The 26,614-nt window shown below is 70.4% G+C and carries 24 protein-coding genes; 2 read left to right on the forward strand and 22 right to left on the reverse strand.

The genetic code is table 11. From position 1 onward, the window contains the following. Window positions 1–232: 232 nt before the first annotated feature. Genes rarD through lspA form a run of 4 tightly spaced genes read right to left on the reverse strand, consistent with a single transcriptional unit; the run spans window position 233 to window position 3,300 of the window. Window positions 233–1,159, reverse strand: a complete 927-nt coding sequence (gene rarD, locus ACFSJG_RS12385) for an EamA family transporter RarD (RefSeq protein ID WP_378485523.1) — start codon at window positions 1,157–1,159, stop codon at window positions 233–235. After that, window positions 1,156–1,815 carry a hypothetical protein gene (locus ACFSJG_RS12390; RefSeq protein ID WP_378485524.1) on the reverse strand — a complete coding sequence of 220 codons (660 nt, stop codon included), beginning with the start codon at window positions 1,813–1,815 and terminating at the stop codon, window positions 1,156–1,158. Before ACFSJG_RS12390 ends, rarD begins: the two co-directional genes overlap by 4 nt. Continuing rightward, window positions 1,808–2,734: an RluA family pseudouridine synthase gene (locus ACFSJG_RS12395; protein WP_378485525.1), complete on the reverse strand. Its 927-nt coding sequence runs from the start codon at window positions 2,732–2,734 to the stop codon at window positions 1,808–1,810. Before ACFSJG_RS12395 ends, ACFSJG_RS12390 begins: the two co-directional genes overlap by 8 nt. Continuing rightward, complete coding sequence (gene lspA / locus ACFSJG_RS12400; RefSeq protein WP_378485526.1) at window positions 2,734–3,300, reverse strand: signal peptidase II; 567 nt, start codon at window positions 3,298–3,300, stop codon at window positions 2,734–2,736. The genes ACFSJG_RS12395 and lspA overlap by 1 nt, the downstream gene beginning before the upstream one ends. A gap of 100 nt (window positions 3,301–3,400) precedes the next feature. Between lspA and ACFSJG_RS12405 the strand changes: the two genes are divergently transcribed. After that, window positions 3,401–4,321 carry a hypothetical protein gene (locus tag ACFSJG_RS12405; protein ID WP_378485527.1) on the forward strand — a complete coding sequence of 307 codons (921 nt, stop codon included), beginning with the start codon at window positions 3,401–3,403 and terminating at the stop codon, window positions 4,319–4,321. After that, window positions 4,318–5,040: a sensor domain-containing protein gene (locus tag ACFSJG_RS12410; RefSeq protein WP_378485528.1), complete on the forward strand. Its 723-nt coding sequence runs from the start codon at window positions 4,318–4,320 to the stop codon at window positions 5,038–5,040. Before ACFSJG_RS12405 ends, ACFSJG_RS12410 begins: the two co-directional genes overlap by 4 nt. A gap of 71 nt (window positions 5,041–5,111) precedes the next feature. Here ACFSJG_RS12410 and ACFSJG_RS12415 read toward each other — a convergent pair whose 3' ends face one another. The 18 genes from ACFSJG_RS12415 to ACFSJG_RS12500 all read right to left on the reverse strand — a co-directional run bounded on the left by ACFSJG_RS12415 (window position 5,112) and on the right by ACFSJG_RS12500 (window position 26,484). Then, window positions 5,112–5,606, reverse strand: a complete 495-nt coding sequence (locus tag ACFSJG_RS12415; protein ID WP_378485529.1) for a WKL family lipoprotein — start codon at window positions 5,604–5,606, stop codon at window positions 5,112–5,114. Window positions 5,607–5,742: 136 nt separating this feature from the next. Further along, window positions 5,743–7,047 (reverse strand): DNA polymerase IV, encoded by a 1,305-nt coding sequence (locus ACFSJG_RS12420; protein ID WP_378485962.1) that lies wholly within the window; start codon window positions 7,045–7,047, stop codon window positions 5,743–5,745. 78 nt (window positions 7,048–7,125) lie between these two features. Beyond that, entirely contained in the window at window positions 7,126–10,263 is a 3,138-nt protein-coding gene (gene ileS / locus ACFSJG_RS12425; protein ID WP_378485963.1) for an isoleucine--tRNA ligase, read from the reverse strand. Window positions 10,264–10,560: 297 nt separating this feature from the next. Continuing rightward, complete coding sequence (locus ACFSJG_RS12430) at window positions 10,561–10,803, reverse strand: hypothetical protein (protein WP_378485530.1); 243 nt, start codon at window positions 10,801–10,803, stop codon at window positions 10,561–10,563. Window positions 10,804–10,877: 74 nt separating this feature from the next. Next, complete coding sequence (wag31, locus tag ACFSJG_RS12435) at window positions 10,878–11,708, reverse strand: DivIVA-like cell division protein Wag31 (protein WP_378485531.1); 831 nt, start codon at window positions 11,706–11,708, stop codon at window positions 10,878–10,880. Window positions 11,709–11,855: 147 nt separating this feature from the next. Further along, entirely contained in the window at window positions 11,856–12,143 is a 288-nt protein-coding gene (locus tag ACFSJG_RS12440) for a YggT family protein (protein ID WP_007531212.1), read from the reverse strand. Window positions 12,144–12,258: 115 nt separating this feature from the next. Further along, window positions 12,259–12,876, reverse strand: a complete 618-nt coding sequence (locus tag ACFSJG_RS12445; protein WP_378485532.1) for a cell division protein SepF — start codon at window positions 12,874–12,876, stop codon at window positions 12,259–12,261. A 50-nt stretch (window positions 12,877–12,926) separates the two neighbouring features. After that, on the reverse strand, window positions 12,927–13,673 hold the full coding sequence (locus tag ACFSJG_RS12450; RefSeq protein WP_378485533.1) for a YggS family pyridoxal phosphate-dependent enzyme: 747 nt from the start codon (window positions 13,671–13,673) through the stop codon (window positions 12,927–12,929). Then, complete coding sequence (pgeF, locus tag ACFSJG_RS12455) at window positions 13,670–14,395, reverse strand: peptidoglycan editing factor PgeF (protein ID WP_378485534.1); 726 nt, start codon at window positions 14,393–14,395, stop codon at window positions 13,670–13,672. Before pgeF ends, ACFSJG_RS12450 begins: the two co-directional genes overlap by 4 nt. 11 nt (window positions 14,396–14,406) lie before the next feature. Next, window positions 14,407–15,621 carry a cell division protein FtsZ gene (gene ftsZ / locus ACFSJG_RS12460; RefSeq protein WP_378485535.1) on the reverse strand — a complete coding sequence of 405 codons (1,215 nt, stop codon included), beginning with the start codon at window positions 15,619–15,621 and terminating at the stop codon, window positions 14,407–14,409. Window positions 15,622–15,899: 278 nt separating this feature from the next. Next, on the reverse strand, window positions 15,900–16,637 hold the full coding sequence (locus tag ACFSJG_RS12465) for a cell division protein FtsQ/DivIB (RefSeq protein ID WP_378485536.1): 738 nt from the start codon (window positions 16,635–16,637) through the stop codon (window positions 15,900–15,902). After that, complete coding sequence (gene murC, locus ACFSJG_RS12470) at window positions 16,634–18,148, reverse strand: UDP-N-acetylmuramate--L-alanine ligase (RefSeq protein ID WP_378485537.1); 1,515 nt, start codon at window positions 18,146–18,148, stop codon at window positions 16,634–16,636. The genes ACFSJG_RS12465 and murC overlap by 4 nt, the downstream gene beginning before the upstream one ends. Beyond that, window positions 18,145–19,293: an undecaprenyldiphospho-muramoylpentapeptide beta-N-acetylglucosaminyltransferase gene (gene murG / locus ACFSJG_RS12475; protein WP_378485538.1), complete on the reverse strand. Its 1,149-nt coding sequence runs from the start codon at window positions 19,291–19,293 to the stop codon at window positions 18,145–18,147. The genes murC and murG overlap by 4 nt, the downstream gene beginning before the upstream one ends. Next, entirely contained in the window at window positions 19,290–20,855 is a 1,566-nt protein-coding gene (gene ftsW / locus ACFSJG_RS12480; RefSeq protein ID WP_378485539.1) for a putative lipid II flippase FtsW, read from the reverse strand. The genes murG and ftsW overlap by 4 nt, the downstream gene beginning before the upstream one ends. Further along, the gene (gene murD, locus ACFSJG_RS12485) at window positions 20,842–22,302 is read right to left on the reverse strand and encodes a UDP-N-acetylmuramoyl-L-alanine--D-glutamate ligase (protein WP_378485540.1); all 1,461 of its coding nucleotides are present in this window, start codon (window positions 22,300–22,302) and stop codon (window positions 20,842–20,844) included. Before murD ends, ftsW begins: the two co-directional genes overlap by 14 nt. Next, the gene (mraY, locus tag ACFSJG_RS12490; protein ID WP_378485541.1) at window positions 22,302–23,381 is read right to left on the reverse strand and encodes a phospho-N-acetylmuramoyl-pentapeptide-transferase; all 1,080 of its coding nucleotides are present in this window, start codon (window positions 23,379–23,381) and stop codon (window positions 22,302–22,304) included. Before mraY ends, murD begins: the two co-directional genes overlap by 1 nt. Next, a complete protein-coding gene (locus tag ACFSJG_RS12495; protein WP_378485542.1) occupies window positions 23,378–24,883 on the reverse strand; it encodes a UDP-N-acetylmuramoyl-tripeptide--D-alanyl-D-alanine ligase in 1,506 nt (501 codons plus the stop codon). Before ACFSJG_RS12495 ends, mraY begins: the two co-directional genes overlap by 4 nt. Next, window positions 24,880–26,484 (reverse strand): UDP-N-acetylmuramoyl-L-alanyl-D-glutamate--2,6-diaminopimelate ligase, encoded by a 1,605-nt coding sequence (locus ACFSJG_RS12500; RefSeq protein WP_378485964.1) that lies wholly within the window; start codon window positions 26,482–26,484, stop codon window positions 24,880–24,882. The genes ACFSJG_RS12495 and ACFSJG_RS12500 overlap by 4 nt, the downstream gene beginning before the upstream one ends. Between the last annotated feature and the right edge of the window lie 130 nt (window positions 26,485–26,614).

The raw sequence follows: 26,614 nt of genomic DNA on the forward strand, positions 1-26,614 counted from the left end.
CGGGACACGTGACGGACACGACTCACCGCGTCCCGCGGACCACCGGCAAACATCCCCATCCGGCGAGAACGACTGCGGTCCCCCTGCTGCCAGGTACCCCGCCCTGGCGAGATGAACGCCGATTCCAGGCCGATAATTTTGATTATGACATTACCCGGGGAAGGTGATCTCCCCGGCACGACAGTCGGCTCAGCCTCGGGCTCCGCCCCGTCCACCACACCGGAGTCCGGACTCACCCGACCGGCGCGAGCGCCCCTCGCCTGCTGCGCCGCACGCGCCGTACGGCGTCGACGGTGAACACCAGGAGGGCCAGCCAGATGAGGCCGAACCCGATCCACCGCGACCCCGGCATGTCCTCGTGCAGGAGCACCACTCCCCACGTCATCTGCATCGCCGGGTTCAGGTACTGGATGATGCCGAGCGTCACCAGCGGGAGGCGCTGCGCCGCGAACCCGAACAGCAGCAGCGGTACCGCCGTCACCACCCCGGAGGCCACCAGCAGCGCGGCGTGACCGGGTCCGTCGGAGGCGAACGTGCTCTGCCCGACGACCGCGAGCCACACCAGATAGCCGATCGCGAACGGCGCCGTGACGATGCCCTCCGCCGTCAGGCTGGTCACCGGGTCGAGTGGGATCGTCTTCTTCACCAGTCCGTAGATGCCGAAGCTGACCGCCAGGATCAGCGCGATCCACGGCGGACGTCCGTAGTCGACCGTCAGCACCACCACCGCCGCCGCGCCGAGCGCGACGGCGACCGCCTGCCACCGCGTGATGCGTTCGCGCAGCACGACCAGCCCGAGCACGACCGCGACGAGCGGGTTCACGAAGTATCCGAGCGCGGATTCGACGACCTGCCCCGAGGTGACGCCGTAGATGTAGACACCCCAGTTGATCGAGATCGACACGGCCGCTGCGACGACCATCGCTGTGGTCCGCACACTCAACCCGCGAAGCCTCGACAGCCGCCCCGTCAGGGCCGCGACCCCCAGCATCGCCACGAGCGTCCACAGCATCCGGTGCGCGAGCACCTCCACGGCACCGGCGGACGCCAGGAGGCCGAAGAACAGCGGGAACATCCCCCACGCCGCGTAGGCGGCGACACCGGCGGCGAGTCCGCTCGCGCGGGTACCCGTCCCGACACCGCCCCCCGGAGCGCTCACCGCGACGGCACCTCGCCGTCGTCGGGACCGGGTGTGACCGCGTCCGTCTGCTCCGGCAGCAGCGGCCGCACCGCGAACCTGCCGAACACCGCGTCGGAGGGGAGCACCTCGACCACCCGCACCCCGTCCACCCCCTCGAGTTCGGCGACCTCGCTCAGCGGTCCACGCACCGTGGCCGCGACGACACACGCGCAGTTCTGGCCGAGTCGCAGCGCCGACACCGCATCGACCTGCGCCTGGCGGTCCCACTCGCCGGTGGTCCCCCGCAATTGCACCGCGGCCAGGCCCGATGCGCGAGCGATGGACTCCGCACCGGCCACCCCGACCGGGACGATCGGGGTCTGCACCCGGTCGATCGGCACCCGGAACCACAGTTGGGAGACCCGGACGTCGGCGGTCAGCGCATCGGCCTCCGCTGCGGTGACCTCGTGGTCGAACGAGACCAGACCCCAGCGCGGGTCGGCACCGTCGCCGGTGTCGAGCGTGTCGCCGGCCCGGGCCAGGTAGTCGGCCACCTGTTCCCCGGCGTCCGGGCCGAGGCGGTCGGTCGAGACCGGAAGCGGCGTCGGCGGGTTCGCCGCGCCGAGCGCCACGACACCCGCGACCACACCTGCCGCGCAGACCGCCGCGGCGACCGCACCGAACCGATCAGGCACTCCGCAGGACATCCAGCGCGTGCTGCAGGTCCTTCGGGTACTCACTGGTGATCTCGACCCATCGGCCGTCCGCCGGGTGCGCGAAACCGAGCGACCGGGCGTGCAGCCACTGCCGTTCCAGTCCGAGACGATCCGCCAGCCGCGGATCGGCACCGTAGGTGAGGTCACCGCAGCACGGATGCCGCAGCGCGGAGAAGTGCACGCGGATCTGGTGGGTGCGGCCCGTCTCGAGGTGGATGTCCAGCAGGCTCGCCGCCTGGAACGCCTCCACCGTGTCGTAGTGCGTGATCGACGGCTTGCCGTCCGCGGTCACCGCGAACTTCCAGTCGTTGCTGCGGTGCCGTCCGATCGGGGCGTCGATCGTGCCGCTCGACGGATCCGGATGCCCCTGCACGAGCGCGTGGTAGCGCTTGTCGATGGTGCGCTGCTTGAACGCCCGCTTCAGGACCGTGTACGCGCGCTCCGAGGTCGCGACGACCATGACGCCGGAAGTGCCCACGTCGAGACGGTGGACGATGCCCTGCCGTTCGTGCGCTCCGGACGTCGAGATCCGGAACCCGGCCGCGGCGAGCCCGCCGACCACCGTCGGACCGGTCCACCCGACGCTGGCGTGGGCGGCGACACCGACGGGCTTGTCGACCGCGACGACGTCGTCGTCCGCGTACAGGATGTCCATGCCCTCGACAGGCTGCGCCTCGACGGTCAGCGGTCGCGCCGGCTCGGGCAGCGTCACCTCCAGCCAAGCGCCGGACGGCAAGCGGTCCGACTTGCCGACGGGTCCGCCGTCGACGAGGACCGATCCCTCGTCGGCCAGCGTGGCGACCGTCGTCCGGGACAACCCGAGCAGCCGCGCCAGACCCGCGTCCACCCGCATGCCCTCGAGCCCGTCGGGCACCGGCATCGACCGTGTCTCGCGCATCAGGACTCCTTCCCGGTGGCGGAGTCGGTGTCGGCGGACTCGTCCGCCTGCCCACGCGTACCGTCCGGGTTCAGTCCGAACAGGGTGAGCGCGACCAGCAGGATCGCACCGCACACGACGCCCGAGTCGGCGACGTTGAACACCGGCCACCAGCCGACCGAGACGAAGTCGACGACGTGGCCCTGCAGCGGTCCGGGTGCGCGGAACAGGCGATCGATCAGATTGCCGAGGGCGCCGCCGAGAACCAGTCCGAGGCCCAGCGCCCACCACGGGGACCGCAGGGTGCGACCGATCTTGATCACGCCGATCACGACGGCGATCGCGACCAGCGTCAACAGCCACGTCATTCCCGTCGCCATCGAGAACGCGGCACCCGGATTACGGATCAGCTTCAGCGTGACGAAGTCGCCGACGATCTCGATCGGATTCCCCGGCTCGATGAAGTGCACTGCGGCGACCTTCGTCACCAGGTCGAGGCCCAGGACCGTCGCCGCGATCACCACCAGCATCCGCATTCGCGTCGGCAGCCGCTCGCCCGCGCTCACCTCTTTGTCCACTTCGCTCACCCCGCCATCATCCCTTACCGCGCCACCTGCGGGCGCAGGCACCGTCCCCGCACCGACGCGGTCCACGCTTGCCGCGCCGGGGCGTGGCTAACCTGGTCGGGTGTCTGTGTTCTCGAAACGGGTCGCGCAGGTCGCGGCCGTCCTCACCGCGGTCGCGCTCACCGCCGCGTGCAGCAACGACGACGGGGCCTCGTCCGCCGCCCCCGAAACGACCAAGGAAACCACCGTCCCGATCTCGGCGATCACGACCTCCGTCGTCGACCCCGGAGCGGAACCCCGCAGCCGGGTCACGTTCGCTCCGCCGCCGGGAATCCCGCAGCAGGTGGTGATGACGTCGCGGTCGGACATCTTCCAGCAGATCGCCGATCAGCCCCAGCAGGACCTGTCGACGCCCGAGCTGACGATGCCGCTGACAGCGGTGGCGTCGGCACCCGATCCGGCCCTCTCGGTGGATCTGACCCTCGGCGCCATGACGTCACCGGACAGCAGGCTTCAGGATTCGCTCGCGTCGTCGGAGGGGTCGAAGGCCGGGCTGTCGGTGCAGCCGAACGGCGCGATCACCGCGCTGCGCATCACGCCCGCCGCCGATTCCGAGGACATCGCGCGTTCGGCGATCGAGCAGGCGTTCTACCAGGCGGTCTACCGTGGGGTTGCGTTCCCGGACGCCGAGATCGGTGTGGGCGCGGTGTGGACGATGCAGCAGCAGGTGATGAGCGGGATGGCTTTGCGTCAGGTGACCACGGCGACATTGCGTGCACAGGACGGGAACCGGCTCACGATCGACCTCTCGATCACCCAGGAGCCGGAGGCCAGGGTGTGGAATCTGCCTGCCGATGCAGGCACCCTCAACATCGACACGTTCGTGATGACCGGGACCGGTACCCTCGTCGTCGATCTCGGGGCACCGTTGCCGGTGGACGGGTCGGTCACCGTCCACGGCGAGCAGACCTACTCCGACCCGAACAGCACCACCAAGCTGCGACAGGCGACGACCAACACCGTCCGGTGGTCCGGGCAGTGAAGGCCACCCGCGCCACCGCGGCGCTCCCCCTCCTGGCCCTGCCGCTCCTCACCGCATGTGTCGGCGACGGCGAGGACACGGCCCCGTCGTCCGCGTTGACCACGGTGGCCGCCCCGACCGCGACCACCGCCTCGTCCCTCGACGACGCCGGCCTGCGGTCCGCGCTCCTCGACGTCGCGGACCTGCCCGTCGGCTTCGCTCCGGTCGCCGATCCCGTCGACGATCTCGGACTGCCTCCCGCCGCCGAGACGTCCGAGTCGGACCGCTCGTCGACGGATCCGGCCGCGTGCGCCGACGTGCTCGCCCCGATCGCCGACCAGTCCCCCGGGGCCACCGCGCGGGCGACGTCCAGGTTCTCGGGACCGGACTTCACGAGCATCGACACCGACGCCGCCGCGTATCCCGACGCGGCCGCGGCGTTCACGGCCGTGCAGACGACCCTCACCGCGTGCAGCGAGTACTCGGGGACGGACGCGGACGGCGTCGACGTCACCTACCGGCTCGGTGGACTCGACCAAGCGCCCGTCGGCGATGCGTCGACCGCCTTCCGGCTGACCACCACCAGCGAGGGCTTCACGATGGTCTCCGACACCGTGATCGCCGTCGTCGGCGGCGTCGTCGTCCAGGTCACCGCCACCGGCCAGGACCCCATCGACCCCGCGGTACTGAGCGACCTGGCCAGGACGGCTGCCGACAACCTCCGGTCCGGCGACTCCTGAGTTCGGGTCGACGTCCCCCAGGACGCCGAATGCCGGCACCCAGTCGGGTGCCGGCATTCGTGTGCGGAGCGTCAGGCGCAGGCGGGGGAGGTCAGGTTCGCCAGCTTGACGATGTTGCAGGCGTACTCCTTGGACAGCACCCACTGGCCGTCCTGGACCACGAAGGTGGCGGTGCCCGGGTTCACCTGGCCGCCGATGGTCATGTTGACGGTGGCGGTCAGGGTGCCGTCGCCGTTGTCCAGGATCGGGTCGACGACCTCGACGGACGCGTTGTTCTGCTGGGCCGCGGCGGCGACCTGGTCGAACAGGCCGGGATCGGACTGGCCGTCCTCGACGAGGGTGACCTTCTCCTCGACCGGGGTGGCCGGGTCGAGACCCTTGACCAGCATCGCGTTCAGCTCGGCGGCCGTCGGCACCGGCGGGGTGTCTTCGGTTGCTGCCACGGCGGTCGTGGTGGTGGCCTTGCTGGTGGTGGCGGTGGCGGTGTCACCGTCGTCAGAGCTGCAGGCACCGAGGGTCAGCGCGGCGGCAACCGCGACACCGGCAACGAGGGTCTTCCGGAGCATCAATCTGTGTCCTTCTCTTCGTTGGAACGTGCATTTTGCTTGAAACCGTGGTCTGTGACGGCGAACCGCACGACGTGGCCCCGCCCGCGCGCGAGCAAGTGTCACCCTAGTGAACACGGAAAAAATAAGGGCTTCCTTAACGAAGACTGTCGGCGGGGTCGGCGATTCTCAGCGCCGGTTCGTCCTCCGGGAACGTACGGGCGGGTCCGGGACCGGTGCTTCTGGTCTCGAAACGCACCGTGACGACACCGTGCCCGCAGCCCTGGACCCAGCCGTGGCCGTGCTCGTCGTGGTGGACGTCCTGACCCGGACGCCAGCGCGCACCCGGCTGCGCCGGCGCGGAGCGCCCCGGCTCCGGCACGGCCGCCGGAGGCGTGTCGTCGGCGGCGAAGTCGTCGCCCTGGTCGAGATCCGGGAACAACGATCCCTGCGCGGTGGCCGTCAGCCCGCCGTAGGAGACCCCGACGAGGCGCACCGCACCGAGTTCCCGCGGGTCGATCAGCTGACGGCGGGCGGTCGCGATCAGCGTCTGCAGGTCCGTCGTCGCGTACGGCAGTGTCGCCGACCGGGTCACGATCGTCATGTCCGACTTCTTCAGCTTCACCACCACGGTGCGGGCCGCCCGCCCGTCCTTCTCCAGCCTCCGGTGTGCGTGCCCCCCGCACTGCTCGACAGCGGCCCGCAGCTGATCCATCGTCACCAGGTCCTCGGCGAAAGTGGTTTCGGCGCTGATCTGTTTGGCGTCTGCGCGCTCCGCGACCGGACGGTCGTCGAAGCCCTTCGCCAGCCGGTGCAGACCCGGCCCCACGGTGCCGCCGAGGAGCGTGACGACCTCGGACTCACTGGTGGCGGCGAACTGCCCGATCGTCTCGATCCCCAGTCGGCGCAGCTTCGACTCGGCCACCGGACCGATCCCCCACAGCTTCCGCACCGGCAGCGCCTCGAACAGCTCGGCCTGCTCGTCCACGGTCACGACGCGCACCCCGTCGGGTTTCGCGAGGCCGGACGCGATCTTCGCGACCTGCTTCCCCGATCCGGCACCGATCGACGCGACCAGACCCGTCTCCGCACGGATCAGGGAGCGCAGTCCCTCCGCGTGGTCGCGGACGGCGTCGGCGTCCGCCCCGACCAGCTCGGGAGGCTCCCCGAACGCCTCGTCGAGCGACAGCATCTCGAGGACGGGCACACGGGTCCGGAGCACGTCGAAGACCGACTTGCTGACCGCCGAATAGAGCGCGCCGCGCGGTGGAAGCACCACCGCTCCGGGACCGACGAGCCGCCTGGCCTGATGCATCGGCATCGCCGAGCCCGCTCCGAACGCCCGCGCCTCGTAGCTGGCGCCCGCGACGACACCGCGACCGCCGAGCCCGCCGACGAGAACCGGACGACCACGCAGCGTCGGGCGGGTGAGCTGCTCGACCGACGCGAAGAACGCGTCCATGTCGAGATGCAGCACCCACCGACGCTGCGTGGTCACCGCGGGCACCGCCGGCGGACCGCCACGGCCGGCGACGTCACCTCACGCCTTGACGACTGTCGCCCGGACACCCTCGCCGAGATCGACCGCGTCGGCTCCGACCGGGCCGAGTTCCATTGTGGTGGCGAGGATTTCGCCCGCGATCAGATCCCGGTGCCGCTGCGCCCAGTCCAGTCGGTCCGCCGGCACCTCGAGGGTGACGGTGATCCGGTCCGAGACCTCGAGCCCGGCCGCGCGCCGCGCGTCCTGGAGCTCACGGATCCGGTCCTTCGCCCAGCCCTCGGCCTCCAGTTCCTCGGTGACCTGCGAGTCCAGGACCACCAGTCCGGCGTTGTCCGGCAGCGCGGCCGTGGATTCCGGCTCGGCCGCGACCAGTCGCTGCGTGTACTCCTCCGGCAGCAGCGCGATGCCCGCGGCGCTGACGACGCCGTCGGTCTCGGTCCAGTCGCCGGCCTTGACCGCTTTGATCACGGTCTGTACGTCCTTGCCGAGTCGCGGGCCCGCCGCGCGGGCGTTGACGACCAGTTCGAACTTGCCGTGCACGTCCACGTCCTCGGTCAGGTCCACCTTCTTGACGTTGACCTCGTCGGCGATGATGCCGAGGTAGGGCCGCAGCCGCTCGGCATCCGACGCAGCGACCGTCACCTCGGGCAGCGGCAGCCGCACCCGCAGGTTCTGCGCCTTGCGCAGACCCAGGACGGTGGAGCAGACGTTCCGCACCTCGTCCATGGACTCGACGAGATCGGCGTCCGGCACCAGCTCGGTCGCGCTCGGCCAGTCCGCCAGGTGCACGGAGCGGCCACCGGTGAGGCCCCGCCAGATCACCTCGGTCGCCAGCGGCAGCAGCGGTGCCGCCAGCCGGCACGTCACCTCGAGCACGGTGTGCAGGGTGTCGATCGCGTCCTGGTCCTCGTCCCAGAACCGGTTCCGCGAGCGACGCACGTACCAGTTGGTCAGCGCGTCGCAGAACAGCCGCAGCTCGTCGCAGGCGCCGGCGATGTCGTTGACCTCGAGGGCGTCGGTCATCGCGGTGCGGGTGGCGGCGAGCTTCGCGAGGATGTAGCGGTCGAGGACGTTCGGCGAATCCGTCCGCCACACACCGGGCTTCGACGCGTACAGCTGAAGGAAGCTCCACGCGTTCCACATCGGCAGCAGCGCCTGCCGGACACCCTCGCGGATGCCCTGTTCGGTGACGACGAGGTTGCCGCCGCGCAGGATCGGCGACGCCATCAGGAACCAGCGCATCGCGTCGGAGCCGTCCCGGTCGAACACCTCCTTCACGTCCGGGTAGTTGCCCTTCGACTTGCTCATCTTCAGTCCGTCGTCACCGAGCACGATGCCGTGCGCCACGACGTTCTTGAATGCCGGACGGTCGAACAGCGCGGTCGAGAGAACGTGCAGGTTGTAGAACCAGCCGCGGGTCTGGCCGTTGTACTCGACGATGAAGTCGCCGGGGTTGTGGCTGACCTGACCGTTGCCTCCCTCGAACCAGTCCTTGTTCTCGAACGGGTAGTGCACCTGCGCGTACGGCATCGACCCCGACTCGAACCAGCAGTCGAGGACCTCGGGAACGCGGCGCATCGTCGACCTGCCGGTCGGATCGTCCGGGTTCGGGCGGGTCAGCTCGTCGATCACGGGACGGTGCAGGTCGGTCGGCCGCACCCCGAAGTCGGCCTCGAGCTGATCCAGGGAGCCGTACACATCGACCCGCGGGTAGGCCGGATCGTCCGACATCCAGACGGGGATCGGGCTGCCCCAGTAGCGGTTCCGGCTGATGTTCCAGTCGCGGGCACCCTCGAGCCACTTGCCGAACTGACCGTCCTTGATGTGCGACGGCACCCAGGTGATCTCCTGGTTGAGCTCGACCATGCGGTCCCGGAACTTGGTCACCGCGACGAACCACGACGGCACCGCCATGTAGATCAGCGGCTGGCCGGAGCGCCACGAGTGCGGGTACGAGTGCTCGATCGTCTCGTGCCGCAGCAGCTTTCCGGCGGCCTTGAGGTCCTTGATGATCACCGGGTTCGCGTCGAAGACCTGCATGCCCTCGTACGGCGGAACCAGCGAGGTGAACTTGCCGCCGGCGTCGAGCGGCTGCACGATCTCGATGCCGTTCGCCGACGCGACGTCCATGTCCTCTTCGCCGAAAGCCGGTGCGAGGTGGACGATTCCGGTACCCGAGTCGGTCGTGACGTAGTCGGCGGACAGCACCCGGTGCGCGTTCTCGTGACCCTTGCCGGGGCCGTGGAAGAAGTCGAACGGGGGCGTGTAGGTCAGGCCGACCAGGTCGGCGCCCTGGTACTCCCCGAGTACCTCGGGCTCGTCACCGAACTCGCGCGCGTAGTGTGCGAGGCGGTCCTTCGCGAGAACGTACCGCTTGCCGTCCGCTGCGGAGATGTGGACGTAGGTGATCTCAGGGTGCACCGCGACCGCGAGGTTCGACGGCAGGGTCCACGGCGTGGTGGTCCAGATCAGTGCGTTCGCGCCGTCGAGATCGTCCCCGGGAACCGTGAGGACCATGTCGACGGTGACCGCCGGGTCCTGGCGCATCTTGTAGGCGTCGTCGAGCCGGGTCTCCTGGTTCGACAGCGGGGTCTGCTCGTACCAGGAGTACGGGAGCACACGGAAGCCCTGGTAGATCAGGCCCTTGTCGTAGAGCTCCTTGAACGCCCACATGACGGACTCCATGAAGTCCAGGTCCAGAGTCTTGTAGTCGTTGTCGAAGTCCACCCAGCGGGCCTGCCGGGTGACGTAGTTCCGCCACTCGTCGGTGTACCGCAGCACCGACTGCCTGCAGTACTCGTTGAACCGGGCGACGCCCATCTCGCCGATGTCGCCGGTCTTGATGCCGAGCTGGCGTTCCGCTTCGAGCTCGGCGGGAAGTCCGTGGCAGTCCCAGCCGAACCGGCGCTCCACCCTCTTGCCCAGCATCGTCTGGAACCGCGGAACTACGTCCTTGACGTAGCCGGTCAGGAGATGGCCGTAGTGCGGCAGGCCGTTGGCGAACGGCGGACCGTCGTAGAAGACGAACTCCTCGGCGTCGCCGCGCTGGGCGACCGACTCACGGAAGGTGTCGTCGGCGTCCCACCCGGCGAGTACACGCTGCTCGAGCTCGGGAAAGTTGACGCTGCCCGCGGACCGACCGTCGGTGAGGTCGACCCGGGGATAGGTGGCGTTCAGTGCACCGTTCTCCGGCGCTGCATTGTCGGACACTGCCGTACTCCCTCGTGCCTGTTCATCTGGCACGGGGACGACGTCGGCGCCGGTGCGCCTGGCCGCGGTACCACCCCGCTTGCCGGATCCGGGATCCGGCCTCTCTCGATCGGCTGTGACGGGCCGAACCCGTTCGGTTCTACTGAGCGCGACCCGGCCTCCCTGGGGAGGCCGGGCGCCACCGTTCTTCCGAAGGCTCCCCGGTGATGGCCGGATCGACGCCTGCTCACACCCGATCGAATCGGGCGCATTCGTGTCTCGATACTACTCGGGCCGGTCAAATCGCTCGGTCGGCGGATCGTCGGGATCGGGCTCCACCCAACCGCGCGACGCGGGCCGGTCCGAGGCCGCAGGCGCGGGACCACGCAGCGAGCTCACCAGCAGCAGGACCGCGCCGATGACGCAGACGACGATGCACCCCCACGCCCACGCCACCGAACCGGTCATCAGCGCGACGACGAGCAGGGCGAACCCCACCGCCGCCATCGCCAGGGTCAGTACCAGCACGGGAACCCCCTGCCGTGAGCCGTCACGCCCCGACCGTCAGGCCGAACCATCACCGCCGCCCCAACGACGCCGGGTCAGTTGCTCCCTTTGGCGAACGACTTGGAACCCTCGGAACCGAGGGCGTCCTGGCCGCCGTCCACGGGAACCGCCGAGCCGCGCTGCTCCAGCTCCTCGAGCTGCGACTCCAGGTACGACTTCAGCCGCACCCGGTACTCGCGCTCGAACGTCTTGAGCCGCTCGATCCGCTCCTCCAGCACGCTGCGCTGCTGGTTGATGGTCGCCATGATCTCGGTGTGCTTCTTCTCGGCGTCCGCCTGCAGTGCGTCGGCCTTCTCCTTGGCCTGGCGCAACTGCGTCTCGGAGCGGGTCTGCGCATCGGCGAGCAGCGCCTCGGACTTCTGCTTGGCGTCAGCGACCATGCTGTCGGACCTGGTCCGGGCATCGCTGACGAGCTGCTCGGAGTTCGCGCGAGCGCTGGAGACGAGCTGTTCGGACTCCGTCTTCGCCTCGCCGGTGAGGCGGTCGGCCATCTCCTGGGCGAGCCCGAGGATCTTGGCGGCCTGGAGGTTGGCCTCCTCCGTACCGCCGGCACGGGCCGGGGCAGGTGCGGGGGCCGGCGCCGGGGGCGCGACGGGAGCGACGGGCTTCGGCGGCTCCGGGGCGGGCACCGGAGCCGGAGCCGGCGCCTGCTGCGCGGCCGGGCGCGGCGCCTTCTTCGCGTCCGCAAGCTCCTGGTCGAGCTCGCCGACACGCTGGCGCAGGTCTGCGTTCTCCTCGATCAGCCGTGCGAGCTCCTGCTCGACGAGGTCGAGGAAGGCATCGACCTCGTCCTCGTTGTAGCCACGCTTACCGATCGGAGGCTTGCTGAACGCGACGTTGTGAACATCAGCTGGTGTCAGCGGCATGGAAGGATCCCTTCGCGCATCTGTTGGCGGTCAAGCAAGCATTCAGTTATGACGCACTCACTGCAGGACCACGTTTTCACACTGTAACTGCGGGTCATTCTGTCACACCCGACCCGACAGCCCGTGCCGCGACGCCATCCGTGCACGTCACGCGGCAAGTCCCTGGGTGACCTGCATCAGGATGAACACGATGAAGAGCAAGACCATGATGGACAGATCCAACCGGACCCCGCCGAGCGAAATCGACGGGATCAGTCGCCGCAGCAACTTGATCGGCGGATCGGTGACCGTGAATATCGCCTCGAGGACGACGACCACGAAACCGGTCGGACGCCAGTCCCGTGCGAACGTCCGGATGAACTCGACGATGATTCGGCCGATGAGTAGCAGCCAGAAAACGAACAGTACGAAGTAGATCACCGCGAACAAGGGCACTCCACCACTCTGCCTGACCTTTCCGTCCCACTCACAATCGGGTCCCTCTCACACGCCGGGTGCGGCCGGAACCCGGCCGCACCCGTCGATCACGCCCCTCGGTCGAGGGTGGATGTCACTTCTGGTTGTAGAAACCGTTCTCGGCGATCCGTCGGCGCTCCTCCGCGGACACGTCGATGTCCGCGGGTGAGAGCAGGAACACCTTGGTCGCCACCTTGTCGAACGATCCGCGCAGCGCGAACGCGAGGCCGGCCGCGAAGTCGACGAGACGCTTGGCGTCGGCGTTGCTCATCTCGACGAGGTCCATGATGACCGGAGTGCCGTCACGGAACCGCTCACCGATGATGCGGGCCTCGCCGTAGTCCCGAGGACGCAGCGTGGTGATCTTCGACAGGGGGCCGCCCTCGTCGAACACCGGAGCCCGCCGGCTCTCGACCCGAGGTGCCGTGTTGACGGCGAGCGAGCCGTGGGTGGACGTCGATCGCGCGGAGCCCGCGGACGGCTGCACCGGACGCGTCGACCGCGGCGGCAGCGGCTCCATCCGCCGGGGCGCAGGCTGCCGGTCGTCGAGATCGTCACGAGGGCCGTAGCCGTCGTCGTCGTAACCGCCGTCGATTCCGTCCTCGTAGCGGGAACTCCTCGGAGCCCGACGGGGCTCGTCGAGGTAGTCGTCCTCGTAGTCCTCGAGGGGAACCATGCCGAAGTAAGCCTTGAACTTGTGCAGAGTGCTCATCGATCGACCTTCCTTGGCGTGGCGGATAATCGGTCGGGATGCCGATCAGTTCAATCCGAGGCTATCGGCCGAGAACCCAACAGCGCGGTTCCGACACGCACGCAGGTCGATCCGTGTCGGACCGCGATCTCGAGATCTGCGGTCATACCCGCCGAGAGCGTGCGCGCGTCCGGATGGTCACGCACCACGTCACGGTGGGTGGCCGCGAGTGTAGCGAAAGCAGCGTCCGGATCCGCATCGAGTGGCGGCACCGCCATCAGTCCGCCGAGCGTGAGTCCATCTGCGGCCGCAGCGAGTTCGCACAGTCGGTGCAACTCCGGGACCGGAACCCCGCCCCGCTTCGGGTCACCGTCGAGGCTCACCTGTAGCAGAACCTGTAGCGGTTCCGCCCGCTCCCCCGCGTCGAGCGCCGCGACCGCGGCCCGCGACAGCGCCGCGATCAGAGGCTCGCTGTCGACCGAGTGGACGACGTCCGCCCAGCGCACGATCGAGCGCGCCTTCTTCCGCTGCACGCTGCCGATCATGTGCCACCGGACGTCGTCCGCAGCGAAAGTGCGCTCCCCCGAGATCGATTCGGCGAGATCGGCGGCCTTCGTGGACGCCTCCTGGTCGCGTGACTCACCGAACTCACGGCATCCGAGGTCGTACAGGATCCGGGCGTCCGACACCGGGAAGAACTTCGTCACCGGAAGGAGCTGGACGGCATCAGGCGCACGGTTCGCGTCGGCACACGCCCGGGCCAGGCGCTCCCGGACACCCGCCAGCGCAGACGCGATCTGGGTACTGCGGTCGGTCACTGTTCCGCGGACTCCATCCAGATCGCTCCGGCGATGCGTCCCGTGGTCCCGGAACGGCGGTAGCTGAACAACGTCGAGTCCTCGATCGTGCACCGCGGATCCTCGGCCACCCCGCCGATGCCTGCCGCCTCGAGTTGACGTCGCAGCCCGGCGCGCAGGTCGAGACCCGGTGTGCCGCGGAGGGTGGTGGTGGCACTGCCCGGCAGATGCGCCTCGACATCGGCCTGCATCTGCGCCGGGACCTCGTACTGCCTGCCGCTGGCCGCGGGCCCCAGGAAAGCACCGATCCTGGACACCTCCGCCCCCTTCGCGACCATGGCGTCGAGCACCCGGGGCACGATGCCGATCCGCGCGCCGACCCGCCCGGCGTGCACCGCGGCGATCACTCCGGCCTCGTCGTCCGAGAGCAGGAGCGGCACGCAGTCGGCGGTGAGCACGACCAGCGCCAGTTTCCGCTCGGCGGTGACGAGCGCGTCGGTGGCCTCGACCGGTGCACCGACCGGACCGTCGACCACGGTGACGGTCCGGCTGTGGATCTGCTCCATCCAGACGAGCCGCTCGAACGGCAGGCCGATCCCGGCGGCGAGCCGACGCCGGTTCGCGTCGACCGCCGAAGGATCGTCGCCGACGTGGTCGCCGAGGTTGAACGAATCGTACGGAGCCGCCGAGACGCCACCCGTTCGCGAGGTGACGACCCGGCGGACCCGGACCGTAGAGGTCACTGCTGCTGCCGTCACCGACGCATGAAGTCGGGGACGTCGACGTCGTCCTCCCCGTCGTCCTCCGCGACGGGAACGGCACGAGCGGTCGCGCCGACGGGAATCGGGGGCAGTGAACCACCCGTCTCGCGACGGGACTCGGTGCTGTGCTGCGGCGTGTGAGCGGCCGGCTGCGGCTGCTCCTCGGCGGCCGGGGACCGCCCGATCTCTCCCGCCCGCGCGACACCGATGTTGCCGCGGCCCGCCGCGGCCTGCTGCGGCTGCTCGACCCGGCGCACGGGCGCACCGCCGTCGAATCCGGCGGCGATGACGGTGACCCTGACCTCGTCGCCCAGGGAGTCGTCGATCACCGTGCCGAAGATGATGTTCGCGTCGATGTGGGCGGCCTCCTGCACCAGCGAGGCGGCCTCGTTGATCTCGAAGAGACCGAGATCGGAGCCGCCCGCGATGGACAGGAGCACGCCGCGCGCACCCTCCATCGACGCCTCGAGCAGCGGGGAGTTGATGGCGGTCTCGGCGGCCTGGATCGCGCGGCCGTCGCCACGAGCGGAGCCGATGCCCATCAGGGCGCTGCCAGCCCCGGACATGACGCCCTTCACGTCGGCGAAGTCGACATTGATCAGACCCGGGGTGGTGATCAGGTCGGTGATGCCCTGGACACCGTTGAGGAGCACCTCGTCGGCGGAGCGGAAGGCGTCCATCAGTGACACGGCGGCGTCGCCGAGCTGCAGGAGCCGGTCGTTGGGGATGACGATCAGGGTGTCGCAGGACTCGCGCAGCGCCTGGATGCCGTTGTCGGCCTGGGTGCCACGCCGCTTGCCCTCGAACGAGAACGGGCGCGTGACGACACCGACGGTGAGCGCACCGAGCTTGCGCGCGATCGACGCGACGACCGGTGCGCCACCGGTGCCGGTGCCACCACCCTCGCCCGCCGTCACGAACACCATGTCGGCGCCCTTGAGCACCTCTTCGATCTCGTCCTTGTGGTCCTCCGCCGCCTTGCGCCCGACCTCCGGGTCCGCGCCGGCGCCGAGGCCACGGGTCAGTTCACGTCCGACGTCGAGCTTGACGTCGGCGTCGGACATCAGGAGGGCCTGCGCATCGGTGTTGACGGCGATGAACTCGACTCCCTTGAGTCCCTGCTCGATCATGCGGTTGACCGCATTCACACCGCCGCCGCCGATGCCGACGACCTTGATAACGGCGAGGTAATTGTGCGGGGGCGTCATGGGCTCTCGCCTTCCGTGTGTAGTCGCGCTGAGGTGTTTCTGGCGATGCTGACGTTACTTGTGGTGCAGAGGCTACTTGTGGGGCCGACGCTACGCGTGAGCCCGGTCGCCTTTACATCACCGGTGGTGCAGCCAAACCCTCAACCTCAACCATAGACTTACAGTTATGTCAAGTGGATGACTGGGCGAAACGCTATGCACGGTGCCCTCCCGATTCCAGCAGGCGCGCCGACGGACACACCGATTTGTCATCGGAATCCGAATCGCCGCAGGGATCGTCACCGAACTGTCGGGAGATCCGGGCTCGAGACGTCGAAGACCTGGCCGGGCTGTCCGAGCAGCGGGCCGACGATCGCGGCCTTGTGCTCGGACTCGTCGACACTGCCCCAGAGGACCTGCCTGCCGTCCGCCAGTGTGAGGCGAATGTCCGACAAGGACGCCGCCGACACCTCCGTGACCTGCGGACGCAGCACCGGCGGCAACGCAGCCAGGGTGGCCAGCGCGTCCTCGGTCGCGGCGTCGTCCCGCGACGGGTCGGCCACGGCCAGACGCGGCACGCCGGGAGGCGGCGGCTCGATCGCGTACGCGACACCCGAGGCATCCATCAGGTGAGTGCCCTCGGGGGCGTCGTAGAAGACCGCAGGTGCCCGCTCGACCACGGTGACCCGGATCGTCGACGGGTACTTCCGCTCGACCCGCACGTGGTCGACCTTCGCGATGGATGCCACCCGGGCGGCCGCCGCGCCGGTGTCGACCCGCAACAGCGGCTGCCCGGTCGGGACGTCGAGTGCGGCCAGAATCTCCTCGGACGGGACGCCGGCGTTCCCGACAACCGTCACGGCGCGAGCCGAGAGCAGCGGCGTGAACCAGGCGACCGCGGTCAGTGCGACGATCACCGCGACCGCGGCGACGGTCAGGAAGAGCGGCTTGCGGTTCCGCGGTGGGCGCGGCGCCGAACCCGACCGAACTCCCGTCCCCGTGCTGCGCGTTCGCTCCGGCCGGCGCCCTCTGCTCACCGCTGCTCCTCGGCCCGCCCCGCCACGTCCGTCCGAGCCCGGTTCCGGGCCGCCGAGGGCGCCGCGGCCAGTGCCCCGAGGATCTCCTTGCCGAGCATCGTCACGTCACCGGCGCCCATCGTGATGATCACGTCGCCCGCGCGGGCCAGGGCCGCCACCTGACGCGGCGCCATCGAGAGGTCCGGCTGATAGTGCACGGGTTTGCTGACGGCGTGGGCGACCAGCGCGCCGCTCACCCCGGGCAGCGGCTTCTCCCGCGCTCCGTACACGTCGAGCACCACGACCTCGTCCGCGAGGTCGAGCGCCTCACCGAACTCGGTCGCGAACACCGAGGTACGCGAGTACAGATGCGGCTGGAACACGACCAGGACCCGCCCCGCCGAACTGCGCACCAGTTCGCGCGCCGCACCGAGCACCGCCCGGACCTCGGTCGGATGGTGGGCGTAGTCGTCGAACACACGTACGCCGTTCTCGCGCCCCGTGTACTGGAACCGGCGGTGCACACCGCCGAACCCGCCGATGCCCTCGACGATTTCGTCGACCTCGGCCCCGACCTCACGGGCCGCGAGCAATGCACCGAGCGCGTTGAGCGCCATGTGCCTGCCGGGAACCGCGAGCGTCAGCACCCGCGGCGCGTCCTCCCCGGTCAGCTGCACCCGCGCGACACCGCCGACGTCGCGGGCCTCCCAGTCCAGCAGCCGAGCGGCGAGCGGCACCGGTCCGGTTGATTCCTCGCTGCCGTAGCCGACAACGCGGATCGGCAGGTTCCGCGCGGCGACCCGCTCGGCGAGCGCCGCGGAACCCGGGTCGTCGAGGCACGCGACCAGCACGCCGCCCGGCGCGATGCGCTCGGCGAAGTCGTCGAACACCTGGACGTACGCCTCGGTGCTGCCGAAGAAGTCGAGGTGGTCGGCCTCGACGTTCGTGACGATCACGACGTTCGGGTCGTACTGCAGGAGTGAGCCGTCGCTCTCGTCGGCCTCCGCCACGAACACGGCGCCGGACCCGTGGTGCGCGTTGGTGCCCGCCTCGTTCAGCTCGCCGCCGACGGCGAACGAGGGGTCGACACCGCAGTGCTGCAGCGCGACCACCAGCATCGACGTCGTCGACGTCTTGCCGTGCGTTCCGGCGACGAGCAGCGACTGGTGACCGGTCATGAGCGACGCCAGGACCGCGGGGCGCAGGATGACGGGGATGTCCCGCTCCGCGGCAGCCACCAGTTCGGGGTTGTCCTTCGGGATCGCCGCGTGCGTCGAGACCACGGCCGTCGGGCCGCCGGGGATCAGGTCGAGCGCACTCGCGTCGTGTCCGATCCGGACCTGTGCGCCGCGCGCCCGCAGCGACAGGACGGTGCGGCTCTCCTTCGCGTCCGACCCCGACACCTGGCCGCCGCGGGCCAGCAGGATCCGCGCGATCCCGGACATGCCCGCACCGCCGATGCCGACCATGTGCACACGCTGCAGATGGTCGGGCAGTGCCGATCCCGGTTTCCGTGTGTTGTCCGCGCTCATCGCCGACCACCCTTCGCAACCTCGAGGACGATCCGGGCCACGGCGTCGGCCGCGTCCCGGTGCCCGGCACCCGCGGCGGCCGCGCCCATCGCGGCGAGCCGATCCGGGTCGCGCAGCAACGGCACCACCGACTCCGCGACGTACTCGGAGGTGAGGTCGGCGTCGGCGACCAACAGTCCGCCGCCCGCCGCGACCACCGGCCGGGCGTTCAGTTCCTGCTCGCCGTTGCCGTGCGGCAGCGGCACGTACACCGCTGGCAGTCCGACGGCCGAGATCTCGGCCACGGTCATCGCACCCGATCGGCAGACGGTCGCGTCCGCGGCGGCCAGCGCGAGATCCATCCGGTTCAGGTACGGGACGGCGACGTACGGCGCCGCGGGATTGTGCTGGTCGACCCGGACGGAGTTCTTCGGCCCGTACGCGTGCAGCACGGACACCCCACCGGCCGCGAGTGCCTCCGCGGCACCCGACACCGCCTCGTTGAGGGACCGCGCGCCCTGGGATCCGCCGGTGACCAGCAGGACCGGCCCGTCGGCGGGCAGCCCGAAGTGCTCGCGTGCCTGCGCCCGCAGTCCCGCGCGATCGAGACCCGTGATCGAGGACCGGACCGGGATGCCGACGATCTCGGCGTCGGACAGGCCCCGGCCCGCGACCCCCGAGCCGGGCACCGCAGCGAGCACGCGGGACGCGAGCCGTGCGCCGATCTTGTTGGCGATGCCCGCGGAGGCGTTGGCCTCGTGCACGACGACCGGGACCGCGCGCCTGCGCCGCGTGACGCCCTTGCCCGCCGCGAGGTACGCGGGCAGCGCGACGTAGCCGCCGAAACCGACGACGACGTCCGCCTGCACGCCGTCGAGGACCTCGCGGGTGCGCCGGACCGAGGCGCGGACGCGTCCCGGCAGACGCAGCAGATCCGCCGTGGGCTTGCGGGGCAGCGGCACCGGCGGAATCAGCTCGAGCGGATACCCGCGTTCGGGTACGAGGGTGGTCTCGAGCCCCCGTTCGGTCCCGAGCGCCGTCACCGTGACCGACGGGTCGAGTCGCCGCAGCGCGTCCGCGACCGCGAGCGCCGGCTCGATGTGACCCGCGGTGCCGCCTCCCGCGACGACGACGGAAAGGCCGGACGACGTACCGCTCTCACTCACCTACGAAAACCTCGTTCAGGAAATCCACGTTCTTGGGCACGGCCGGACGAACGGTCCCGTCGCTGGTCCGATGCTAGTGCCTGGCCACGGCGCGGGGTCCCGCGGCGTGGTTCCTGCCGACGGGTCGCCTCGGCGCGGCGGCGCTGCTGCTGTTCACGTCTGCGCTGCTCCTCGCGTCGACGCTGGTCCTCGCGGGTCCGGCGCTCCCGCTGCTGCGCCGAGCGGCGCTGCGCCTCACGCTGCGCCGCCCGTTTGCGGTCGGCCTTCGCCGCGGCCGCGCGCCGCGCCTCGGCCGCCTTCGCCGGCGAGTACTGCTCGGGTTTCGGCAACCGGAGCAGCCGCCCGAACCTGCTCTCCTGGCCCGCGTGCAGAGTCGCGACGGCCTCGGGTTCGTGCCGCGCGGCATTCGCGATGATGCCGAACATCAGCAGTGTCACAGCGGTCGACGTGCCGCCCGCCGAGACCAGCGGCAGCTGCTGTCCGGTGACGGGCATCAGGCCGACGACGTAGCCGATGTTGATCATCGACTGCGCGACGATCCAGGTGGTCGCCGCCGCGGTCAGCAACCGCAGGAACGGATCGACCGAATTCATCGAGATCCGCAACCCGGCGTAGGCGAACAGCGCGAACAGTCCGATGACGGCGGCGCAGCCGATGAACCCGAGTTCCTCGCCGATGATGGCGAAGATGAAGTCGTTGTGGGAGTTCGGCAGGTAGTTCCACTTCGCACGGGACTGCCCGAGGCCGCGGCCGAACCAGCCGCCGTCGGCGAGCGAGAACTTCGCCTGCCGGCTCTGGTATCCAGCACCCTGCGGATCGTCGGACGGGTTCAGGAAGCTGAACAGCCGGGCGGCGCGGTAGTCGGCGGCGAACACCAGCACGACACCGATGATCCCGACGCCGATCGCGGCGCCGGCGAACAACCGCAGTGACAGACCGGCGAACCACAGGAGCGCGCCGACGACGATCACGAAGGTCACCGTCGTCGAGTAGTTCGGCTGCATGATGACGAGGAAGGACGCCACCAGTGCCCCGGGGACCAGCGGCACCACCAGTTCCTTCCAGGGCGCGCCCCGCGGTCGGGTCGCCAGGACGTGGGCACCCCAGACGATGAGGGCGACCTTCGCCAGTTCGGAAGGCTGCAGCGACAGCGGACCCAGGGTGAACCAGCGCCGCGCACCACCGGAGAGGGTGCCGATACCCGGGATGAGCACCAGGAACAGCATCACCAGCGACACCACGAAGGCAGGCGTCGCGAGGCGTCGCAACACACGCACCGGGGTGCGCAGCGCGATGTAGAAGAGCACCGCGCCCAGCACCGCGAAGGTCGCCTGGGTGGTGAACATGCTGTACGACGACCCGGTGTCGGCATACGCTTCCACGCTCGACGCGGACAGCACCATAACCAGGCCGAGCACCGTCAGCAGGGTCGCGATCGTGACGATCAGGTGGAACGAGGCCAGCGGCCGCGCGAGCCACGCCATGAACCGGGCCCGCGCGGCGGCGAGGCCCGTCACCGGGTTCGGCTCCGGATCACGGCGCCGTCGATCAGGGGGCGCCATCGTCCGCCAGCGCGTGCACGGCCGCGGCGAAACTGCGACCGCGGTGGCCGTAATCGGTGAACATGTCCAACGACGCCGCCGCCGGTGCGAGCAACACAGCGTCACCCGATTCGGCCGCATCGGCCGCGACCCGCACGGCGCGGGCCATCACGGCATCGGGTGCGTCGGTCGACTTCACGTGCTCATCGTGCCCCGGTTCCACGCGGTGAACGGGGACGTGCGGTGCGTGTCGGGCGAGCGCGTCCGCGATCTGCCCGGCGTCGCGACCGAACAGCACGGCGGCGACGAGGCGATCGGAGACCTCGGCGACGAGGTCGTCGACGCTCGCACCCTTGAGCAGCCCACCCGCGATCCACACCACCCGCGGGTGCGCGAGCAGCGAGGTCCGCGCCGCATGCGGATTCGTCGCCTTCGAGTCGTCGACGTACGTGACCCCGCCGACCTCGGCGACGGTCGCCGCCCGGTGCGGTCCGACCTGGTAGGTCCGCAGCCCCTCGCGCACGGCGACTGCCGTTACCCCGATCGAACGGGCCAGCGCTGCCGCGGCGAGCGCGTCCATCAGCCCCGCCGGTCCCGACGGTGTGACGTCGCCGACGTCGGCGAGACGTTCGTCGGTCGCGAACGCACGGTCCACCAGTGTCCCGTTCTCGACGCCCAGTTCGCCTGCGGCGGGAACCCCGAGCCGGAATCCGACGGTCCGCGCGATTCCCGGCCGGTCACGCAGGCCCGCCGCGACCGGGTCGTCGAGCCCGAGCACACCGACGTCGCCGGTCAGCGCCTGCGCCTTCGCCTCGACGTAGCCCTCCATGCCGCCGTGCCAGTCCAGGTGGTCCTCGGCGATGTTCAGCACGGCACCCGCCGCCGGATGCACCGACGGCGCCCAGAACAGCTGGAAACTCGACAGCTCCACCGCCAGCGCGGTGTGGCGCGGCGACTCCGAACGCAGGGCGTCGGTCACCGGAAGACCGATGTTCCCGCACGCGACCGCGCTGATCCCTCCCGCTCGCAGGATCGACTCCAGCATCGACGTCGTCGTGGTCTTGCCGTTCGTGCCGGTGACGACGAGCCAGTCCCTCGCAGGTCCGTGGAATCCGGATCGGTCCAGGCGCCACGCGAATTCGACATCGCCCCAGATCGGGACACCCGATCCCGCCGCCGCGGACAGTACCGGCGAATCGGGGCGCCATCCGGGGCTGGTCACGACCTGTGCGAACCCGGCGATCCCGGCGACGGCATCGTCGGGTGTCACGGTCGGGACGTCGAGGTCGCGACCGGCCGCGGCGAGCGCGTCGGCGTTGCCGTCGGTGAGCGTGACCTCGGCGCCGAGGTCACGCAGGGGCGCGACCAGCGCGCGTCCCGAGATCCCGGCTCCGGTCACCAGGACGTGGGCGCCGCGCAGCCGGGCGATGTCGTCGGGCAGTTCCGTAGCCGGGGCCGTGTCCGCCATCAGTCCCCGACCACCGCGAGGTACTCGCTGTAGAAGAGCGCCAGACCGACCGCCGACGCTATCGCCGCAAGCAACCAGAATCTGATGATCACCGTGGTTTCCGCCCAGCCACCGAGTTCGAAGTGGTGGTGGAAGGGCGCCATCCTGAACACGCGTCGCCTGCTGGACCGGAACACCGCGACCTGGATGACCACCGACGCCGCCTCGGCGACGAACAGGGCACCGACGACGACCATGAGGAGCTCGGTGCGGGTGGTGATCGACAGACCGGCGAGCAGGCCGCCGAGGGCGAGAGAGCCGGTGTCACCCATGAAGATCTTCGCCGGGGCCGCGTTCCACCACAGGAAGCCGATGCACGCACCGGCCGCGGCGGCACAGATGAGGGCGAGGTCGAGGGGGTCGCGGACGTCGTAGCAGCCCTTGCCCGGATTCGTCTCGCAGGCGTTGCGGTACTGCCAGAAGGTGATGACGGTGTAGGCGCCGAGCACCAGGGTCATCGAGCCGGCGGCGAGGCCGTCCAGTCCGTCGGTGAGGTTCACCGCGTTCGACCACGCGCTGACCAGCAGGTAGACGAACAGGATGAACACCACCGACCCCATGGTCACCGTGGTGATGTCCCGGACGTACGACAGGTGCAGGCTGCCCGGTGTCAGCCCGGACTCGCCACGGAACTGCAGCGCGAGCACACCGAACGCCACGGCGGCGACCAGCTGCCCGACGAGTTTCGCTGTCTTGTTCAGGCCCAGGTTCCGCTGCTTGCGGATCTTGATGAAGTCGTCGAGGAAGCCGACCCCGCCGAGGACCGTGGTGAGGCCCAGGACCAGGAGGCCCGATGCGCTCGGACCGTCCGCGTCGTAGCCGATGCCGATCAGGTGCGAACCCCAGTAGCCGGCCCACAGCCCGATGATGATCGCGACACCGCCCATCGTGGGGGTACCGCGCTTGGCCTGGTGGCTCTCGGGTCCCTCGACCCGGATCTCCTGGCCGAATCCCTGCCGCGAGAACGCCTTGATCAGCACCGGCGTCAGCAGGATCGACACCGCCAGCGCGATGCCACCTGCGAAGAGGATCTGTCTCACCGGTCGTGCTCCTCGTTCGTCTCGGGATCTTGCACATCCGACAGCAGCGCCTCGGCCACCGTCCACAGGCCGACCGACTGCGACGCCTTCACCAACACGATGTCACCGGGGCGCACCTCGCGCCGCAGCACCTCCAGCGCGGCCTCGCGGTCGGGAACCAGCATCGACTCGTCGCCCCACGAGCCTTCCATGACCGCACCCTGGTGCATGCCGCGCAATGGCCGGCCCTCACCGACGACGATCAGCCGGCTGACGTCGAGGCGGACCAGGAACCGTCCGATCGCGTCGTGCTCGATCACCGTGTTCGGGCCGAGCTCGGCCATCTCACCCAGTACCGCCCACGTACGTCGCGGCGTGGCGGCGGAGCGTCCCATCGTGACCAGCGCCTTCAGCGCGGCACGCACCGAGTCGGGGTTCGCGTTGTAGGAGTCGTTGACGACGGTGACGCCGTCGGCACGGGTCTGCACGTCCATCCGCTTCACCGAGACTGCGCGGGCACCGCCCAGCGACTCGGCGACCTGGTCGAGTGTGGCCCCGCACTCCAGCGCGACCGCAGCCGCCGCGAGCGCGTTGCCGACCTGGTGCTCACCGTGCACACCGAGCACGACGCGCACGCTCCCGGCGGCCGTCATCAGGGTGAACTCGGCCCGCGCCTGGTCGTCGAGCTGGACGTCGACCGCGCGGACGTCCGCCGACGACGACAGCCCGACGGTGACCACCCGGGCGCGGGTGCGCTGTGCCATCGCGGACACCAGGCGGTCGTCGGCGTTGAGCACCGCGACACCGCCGTCCTCGGCGGACGGCAGCGCCTCGACCAGCTCCCCCTTCGCCTGCGCGATCGCCTCGCGGGATCCGAACTCACCGAGGTGCGCGGTTCCCACGTTGAGGACGACCCCGACCCGCGGCGGAACCGCCTCGGCCAGCGCGGCGACGTGCCCGACGCCGCGGGCCGACAGTTCCAGCGCCAGGAACCGGGTGTCGCGATCGGCGCGCAACGCCGTCCAGGGGTGGCCGAGCTCGTTGTTGAACGAGCCGGGCGGTGCCACCACCGGGCCGAGCGGCGCGAGCACCGCGGCGAGCAGGTCCTTCGTGGACGTCTTGCCGGAGGAACCGGTGACACCGACGACGGTGAGGTCCGGCAGCTCCGACGTCACGGTGCGGGCCAGCCGGGCCAGGGCGGCCAGGACCGCGGCACCCGAGCCGTCGACATCGTGTTCGAGGGCCATCGCGTTGCTGTCGGAGGGGCCCAGCGGCTCGACGACGACAGCCGGGACACCGACGGGACGCGCGGCGAGCACCGCGACCGCTCCGGCCGCCACCGCGGCGCCTGCATGGTCGTGTCCGTCCACCCGGGCACCGGGCAGCGCCAGGAACAACCCGCCGGGTGTGACCTTCCGGGAGTCGAACTCCACCGTGCCGGCGACCAGGACATCAGGATCCGGAACGTCGTGCAGGGTCCCGCCGACGATCTCGGCGAGCCGGGCCAGTGACATCTCGATCACCGCTCCACCCCGATCACCCCGTCGATGGCCTGCGCGAGGACCTCGCGGTCGTCGAATGGGTGCTTCACCCCGTCAATCTCCTGTCCGATCTCGTGTCCCTTGCCCGCAACGAGCACGACGTCACCGGGGCGCGCCCACTCGACGGCTGCCGCGATGGCCGCGGCCCGGTCGCCGATCTCCCGCACCTCGCCGCGTTCACCGTCCGGCACGGCCAGTGCACCCGCGAGCACCGCCCGCCGGATGCCGGCCGGGTCCTCGGTCCGGGGGTTGTCGTCCGTGACCACCAGCAGGTCCGCTCCCCGCGCGCCGCCCTCACCCATCAGCGGCCGCTTCCCGTGGTCGCGGTCGCCGCCCGCTCCGACGACGACGGCCAGGCGGCCGGTGCTCTGGCCGCGCAGAGTCGCGATGACGGCTTCCAGCGCGGCCGGCTTGTGTGCGTAGTCGACGACGGCAAGGAATCGCTGGCCGCGGTCGATGCGCTGCACCCGGCCGGGCACGTCCACCTCGGCCAGCCCGCGCACCGCATCGGCGGGCGGGATGCCGCACTCGTGCAGCACGGCCAGCGCGACCAACGCGTTCGCGACGTTGTAACGCCCCGGCAGCCGCAGGGATGCGGCGAGCTCGCCGTCGTCCGGGGTGGTGACGGTGAAGGACTGCGACCCGTCCGCGGCGGTGACCACCTCGCCCGCGGTCCACCGGGCGTCCCCCGTGGTGCTGACCGTGACGGTGCCCGCCCCCACGAGATCGGCCATCTTCCGGCCCCAATCGTCGTCGACGCACACCACGGACCGTTCGGCGTGCACCGTCGACGCGGGATCGAACAGTCGGGCCTTCGCGGCGAAGTAGTCGTCGAGTCCCGCATGGAAGTCGAGGTGGTCCTGCGACAGGTTCGTGAACGCGCCGACCTCGAACCGGGTGCCGTCCACACGGCCGAGGGCCAACGCGTGGCTCGACACCTCCATGACCACGGTGTCGACACCACGTTCGAGCATCGCGGCGAACAGCGCGTGCAGTTGCGGCGCCTCGGGAGTCGTCAGGGCGCTGGGTACCCGCCTGCCGTCGATCCGGGTCTCGATGGTGCCGACCAGGCCGGCCCGGCGACCGGCCGCGGCCAACCCGGCTTCCACCAGATAGGACGTCGTCGTCTTCCCCGAGGTGCCCGTGATGCCGACGATGCGCAGACGCGCAGACGGGTTGCCGTACACGGCCGCGGAGACGACACCGAGAACCGACCGCGGATCGGGATGCACGAGAACCGGCACCGGGCTCGGCAGCGATCCGAGCCGCGCCACGCCGTCCGGGTCGGTGAGGACTGCGGTCGCGCCCTGCCGGACCGCCTCGTCCGCGTAGTCGGCGCCGTGCGTCCGGGCGCCGGGAAGGGCGGCGAAGAGGTCCCCGGGGACGATGCCCTGCGCGCGTAGATCGACGCCTGTCACCGAGACGTCACCACCGTCGCCGTCGCCGGCGGGCCACTGCACGGTCGCCCCGACGAGCTGCGCCAGCGTCGCCACCGCCGTCGTCGGCGGATGTGCGGGCCGCAATCCAGGGGGCACGCTCTGCGAACCCTGCTCGGCGCTGTCGTTGGTCCCTTGCACGGGCAGGTGACTCCCTTCGGACGAGGTCGTGCGCTGACGGTGATTTCGGATGCCGGTCGGCTCTCTCGGCCGACGTGTCACGTTACCGGCGAGTCCGACGCGGCGGGGAGGCGGCGTCCCGCCGGTGACGACTGCG

It is taken from the genome of Rhodococcus gannanensis, from assembly GCF_042681175.1.
GTDB classification, from domain to species: domain Bacteria; phylum Actinomycetota; class Actinomycetes; order Mycobacteriales; family Mycobacteriaceae; genus Rhodococcus_G; species Rhodococcus_G gannanensis.

Bases quoted from the DNA above. Each gene is read 5' to 3' on its own strand.
- ACFSJG_RS12395 (WP_378485525.1), bottom strand. From the start codon at position 2,734: ATGCGCGAGACACGGTCGATGCCGGTGCCCGACGGGCTCGAGGGCATG.
- ACFSJG_RS12415 (WP_378485529.1), bottom strand. From the start codon at position 5,606: ATGCTCCGGAAGACCCTCGTTGCCGGTGTCGCGGTTGCCGCCGCGCTG.
- ACFSJG_RS12420 (WP_378485962.1), bottom strand. From the start codon at position 7,047: ATGGACGCGTTCTTCGCGTCGGTCGAGCAGCTCACCCGCCCGACGCTG.
- wag31 (WP_378485531.1), bottom strand. From the start codon at position 11,708: ATGCCGCTGACACCAGCTGATGTTCACAACGTCGCGTTCAGCAAGCCT.
- ACFSJG_RS12445 (WP_378485532.1), bottom strand. From the start codon at position 12,876: ATGAGCACTCTGCACAAGTTCAAGGCTTACTTCGGCATGGTTCCCCTC.
- ftsZ (WP_378485535.1), bottom strand. From the start codon at position 15,621: ATGACGCCCCCGCACAATTACCTCGCCGTTATCAAGGTCGTCGGCATC.
- murC (WP_378485537.1), bottom strand. From the start codon at position 18,148: ATGAGCGCGGACAACACACGGAAACCGGGATCGGCACTGCCCGACCAT.
- ftsW (WP_378485539.1), bottom strand. From the start codon at position 20,855: ATGGCGCCCCCTGATCGACGGCGCCGTGATCCGGAGCCGAACCCGGTG.
- murD (WP_378485540.1), bottom strand. From the start codon at position 22,302: ATGGCGGACACGGCCCCGGCTACGGAACTGCCCGACGACATCGCCCGG.